Raw genomic sequence first — 3,418 nt, 5'->3', positions numbered from 1 at the left:
CTGCGCTACTTCACCGAGCACGCCAGCCGCACCAACACCAAACTGCTGCTGGTACACACCCCCACCGAGGGCCGCACCCCCGCCCACAGCCTCGTCGACGCCCTCGCCGACAACCTGCCCTGGGCACAGACACTCGGAACACTTAAAACCGGCCGCGACACCGCACTCGACCGCGCCGCAACGCATTTGGCCGAACACCAACCAGTCACCACCGAAGACCGCGACGCCGCCGACCTGCTGGCCCGCCGCGACACCCTGCGCGACACCTACCAAACCCAGTTCAAACCCCGCCTACGCACCCACGACCACAGCCGCGAACACACCCGCGACCACGGCCTCGAACTCTAAGCCGATCAGCGCCCATCACGAGTTGCCGCGACGCCGACGATGGGGCGTCCACTCGACTGAGCCCAGTGGCATGACGGCGGGCGGCGTGTTCGGTGTCGTGGGTTTTCGTCCAGTTGCCGGCGTTGCGGCCGTCGCGTTCTTCGGTCCAGCGGAGGCGCCAGACCTTGCCGTGTTTGCCTGCCTCGATCGTCAGAGTCACAGCGGTGACGTGTGTGGCCACGATTCCATTGTGGCGGCGATTTGTCGGTCGGTCCTGGAAAATCACATGCCATGATCGAGCGGTGGATCTGCGGCCGCCTCCATCGAAGCGGCGCTACCTGTATCCGTTCACGGCCGGCACGGTCGGTGACTGGACTGCCGACACGCCCGACGATGCGGCGGAAGTGACCATCGACATGTCGCGGGTTCAGTACATCGATTGCGTCGGACTTACGATGATCGCCGCGGTGGCCGAGGATGCTGCGAACCGCAACCGTCGTGTGAGGTTCGTTGAGCCGCAACAGGCGAATGTCCGCAGCTACATGTCCCGTATGCACCTCCGGGAATCCCTCGCTGACTTCTGCTCCGATGTTGTGTTGCCCAGGGTGAACGAGTGGAGCACCGATCGGCTCTCTGAGCTGCAGCGTTTCGACGCCTACGGCGGTGGTGACGAGCTGGCTGAACGGGTCTTCAGGCGGATGAACGCCTCGCCTGCGTGCAGCACCGAGGATGCGAAGTCGTTTTTCAAAGGAATCTCTGAAGTCGTGAATAACGTTGCAGAGCACAGCGGGGCGGGCGGCGGTTGGGCGGCCATGCAGGTGATTCCGTCTTCGAAGGACGGACTGATCACGTTCGCGGTGGCCGACGCGGGGCATGGTCTTGAAATCACTTTGAGCCGTCGGTACTGGGTGGAAGGATCACTGGATGCAATGGAACTGGCGTTCCAGCGCGAGGTTTCTGGGACCAGCGTCGCTGGCCGCGGCACGGGGCTGGATGATCTCCATCGGCGCGTAAAGCACCACCAAGGGCGGCTGTTCGCGTGGAGCGGAAGGGCGGCCGGGACCAGCGTCGCTGGTAACGGTCCCATTGCGTGTCGGGAGGTAACCGCTGCCTTCCCAGGGACAGTGATTTACGCTGGCTTCAAGCCAGGTGCGAGAAAGGTAGGGCCGTGACGGTTTCCTTTGAAGCGCCGGTGTTGGCCGGATCTCGGCCCCGGGCGCAACAGATCCTCAGCACCCTCCCGGAGGGTGACCTGTCCGACTATGTCGTGGAGCTTAGGTGCGGCTCGCTGATTGCAGCGGCTGCGTCGTTTGCTGACGAGATCGTGCGGACCGTGCTGGTTGAGCGGAATGCTGCGCGGCTGGAGGTCGGTAACGTCTCCGACCAGGAGTTCATCGACTACCTGAAGGACCGCGCCGAGTTCTACGGCGTGCGGGACCGTCTCGAGTTCATTTAAGAGCGTCTTTCATCTCGTAGTTTCGCAGCTTGTCCCCCAGATCGAAAAGTTCGACATCCAGTTCTTGCCTCGTGGGGACCTTCCGATCGGCATCGAGCGGGTCGCGCGGTTGGCCGTACATCAGATAGAATTCCGTCAGATTTTCGCGGAATCGGATTAGGGCGTCCCGTAGCGACAGGATGTGCACCATCTGAGCGGCTTGGTCGTAAGCCCGTACCGCGCCATGAAGATGCAACACGACGTGGGGATTCTCCGGCTTCTCCGTGACAGCGATTACGTAGTCTGCGTAGGCCTTATCGAGCTGGGCAATCGCCGCGAGGACCCTGTCGACGCACCGCTTGCGGCGATCTGCCTCGCGGGTCCTGCGCGCCACAGCGTGGGCGGTTAGAGCACCGATCGCAGCGCCGAAAAGCGCGGCCCCGCCTGAGATCAGCGCTGTTCCGATGTCTGCCACACCGGGATCGTAGAACGGTCGATCCCGCAGGCGCACGCACCCATGCCGCCAACTGCACCCACGGCCACCACCCTTGCCGCATGCCTGAATAGGCCTCGGTTGCTGTCGATGAGTTGCAGACATTCGCGGGGAGTCCCCGCCGCGGTGACGTGGACGCGATCGCGGAGTCGCTGTCGCAGTCGTATGGCCAATACCGCACGATCGTGGTGAACAAGGGGACCTTGACGGGCCGCCCGAACGAAGTACTCGCCGGCGATCACACGCTGATGGCGGCGTCGCAAGCTCGGCTAGGTGCGCCAAACGCCCACCCGGCACCACTGTGCAGGACATTATCGCCGACGCCCGCGGTTCATAATTGGGGGATGCGCCAGCTCTACACCAAAAAGGGCCGACCCCTGCAGGTCTTCGGCACCGACCTGCACTCCAAAAACGGTAAGTACATCGGCCAGATCAAGGGCGACAAGGTGTTCGCGAAGAACGGCCGGTATATCGGCACCATCGTCGGCGATCGCGTCGCCTACCGCGGCACGGACAAGCACCACTTCGACAACACGGCGACGCCAGCCAAAGCCGCCCGGCCCGGCGTCGCGCTCGCGCACATCACCGCCGTAGCCATGTACGGCGACGAGCCTGACTTTCCCGACTAGGCCACACCTCAGCCATCCGAACCCTCGCTCCCATCGCCCAGCTCGTCCTGCATCGACTCCCAGCGCTCGATCTCGGCAGCAATAGCTGGCGGTAATCGTCGGAGCCGGGACTGTGGTGGATTACTAGTTCTCGGTTGCATTGTGTCGAAATCAGAGTCGCTGCGTCGCTGCGCCACCAGCGCTTTAGAGTTCGAGGCCGTGGTCGCGGGTGTGTTCGCGGCTGTGGTCGTGGGTGCGTAGGCGGGGTTTGAACTGGGTTTGGTAGGTGTCGCGCAGGGTGTCGCGGCGGGCCAGCAGGTCGGCGGCGTCGCGGTCTTCGGTGGTGACTGGTTGGTGTTCGGCCAAATGCGTTGCGGCGCGGTCGAGTGCGGTGTCGCGGCCGGTTTTAAGTGTTCCGAGTGTCTGTGTGGCCTTCCCCCGAGACCGTGGAGGCATCGGCTATAAGGAGTAGCGATGTCAGAGAAACGGAAGAAGTACGACCGGGAGTTCCGTGAGGGCGCTGTGCGGATCGTGCTTGAGACGGGTAAGCCGATC

General features: G+C 63.5%; 6 protein-coding genes. 4 read left to right on the top strand and 2 right to left on the bottom strand.

The features are described 5' to 3' along the window. The 3 genes from HPC46_RS33950 to HPC46_RS33940 form a co-directional block, all read left to right on the top strand. Positions 1 to 348 (top strand): hypothetical protein (locus tag HPC46_RS33950; protein WP_179476376.1); only part of this gene is annotated, 348 nt, incomplete at its 5' end. Positions 349 to 440: 92 nt separating this feature from the next. Continuing rightward, positions 441 to 1,499 (top strand): ATP-binding protein, encoded by a 1,059-nt coding sequence (locus tag HPC46_RS33945; protein WP_325096874.1) that lies wholly within the window; start codon positions 441 to 443, stop codon positions 1,497 to 1,499. Next, positions 1,496 to 1,783 (top strand): hypothetical protein, encoded by a 288-nt coding sequence (locus HPC46_RS33940; protein ID WP_179476374.1) that lies wholly within the window; start codon positions 1,496 to 1,498, stop codon positions 1,781 to 1,783. Before HPC46_RS33945 ends, HPC46_RS33940 begins: the two co-directional genes overlap by 4 nt. Here HPC46_RS33940 and HPC46_RS33935 read toward each other — a convergent pair. Then, complete coding sequence (locus HPC46_RS33935) at positions 1,776 to 2,237, bottom strand: hypothetical protein (RefSeq protein WP_179476373.1); 462 nt, start codon at positions 2,235 to 2,237, stop codon at positions 1,776 to 1,778. The two genes, HPC46_RS33940 and HPC46_RS33935, sit on opposite strands and share 8 nt — an antisense overlap. Positions 2,238 to 2,386: 149 nt before the next feature. Between HPC46_RS33935 and HPC46_RS35420 the strand changes: the two genes are divergently transcribed. Further along, positions 2,387 to 2,884 carry a hypothetical protein gene (locus tag HPC46_RS35420; protein WP_233717036.1) on the top strand — a complete coding sequence of 166 codons (498 nt, stop codon included), beginning with the start codon at positions 2,387 to 2,389 and terminating at the stop codon, positions 2,882 to 2,884. Positions 2,885 to 3,067: 183 nt separating this feature from the next. Here HPC46_RS35420 and HPC46_RS33925 read toward each other — a convergent pair whose 3' ends face one another. After that, complete coding sequence (locus tag HPC46_RS33925; protein WP_179476372.1) at positions 3,068 to 3,319, bottom strand: hypothetical protein; 252 nt, start codon at positions 3,317 to 3,319, stop codon at positions 3,068 to 3,070. Between the last annotated feature and the right edge of the window lie 99 nt (positions 3,320 to 3,418).

The sequence above is a fragment of the Mycolicibacterium vinylchloridicum genome (assembly GCF_013404075.1).
Lineage (GTDB): Bacteria > Actinomycetota > Actinomycetes > Mycobacteriales > Mycobacteriaceae > Mycobacterium > Mycobacterium vinylchloridicum.
This window is presented reverse-complemented; position numbering and strand designations above follow the sequence as displayed.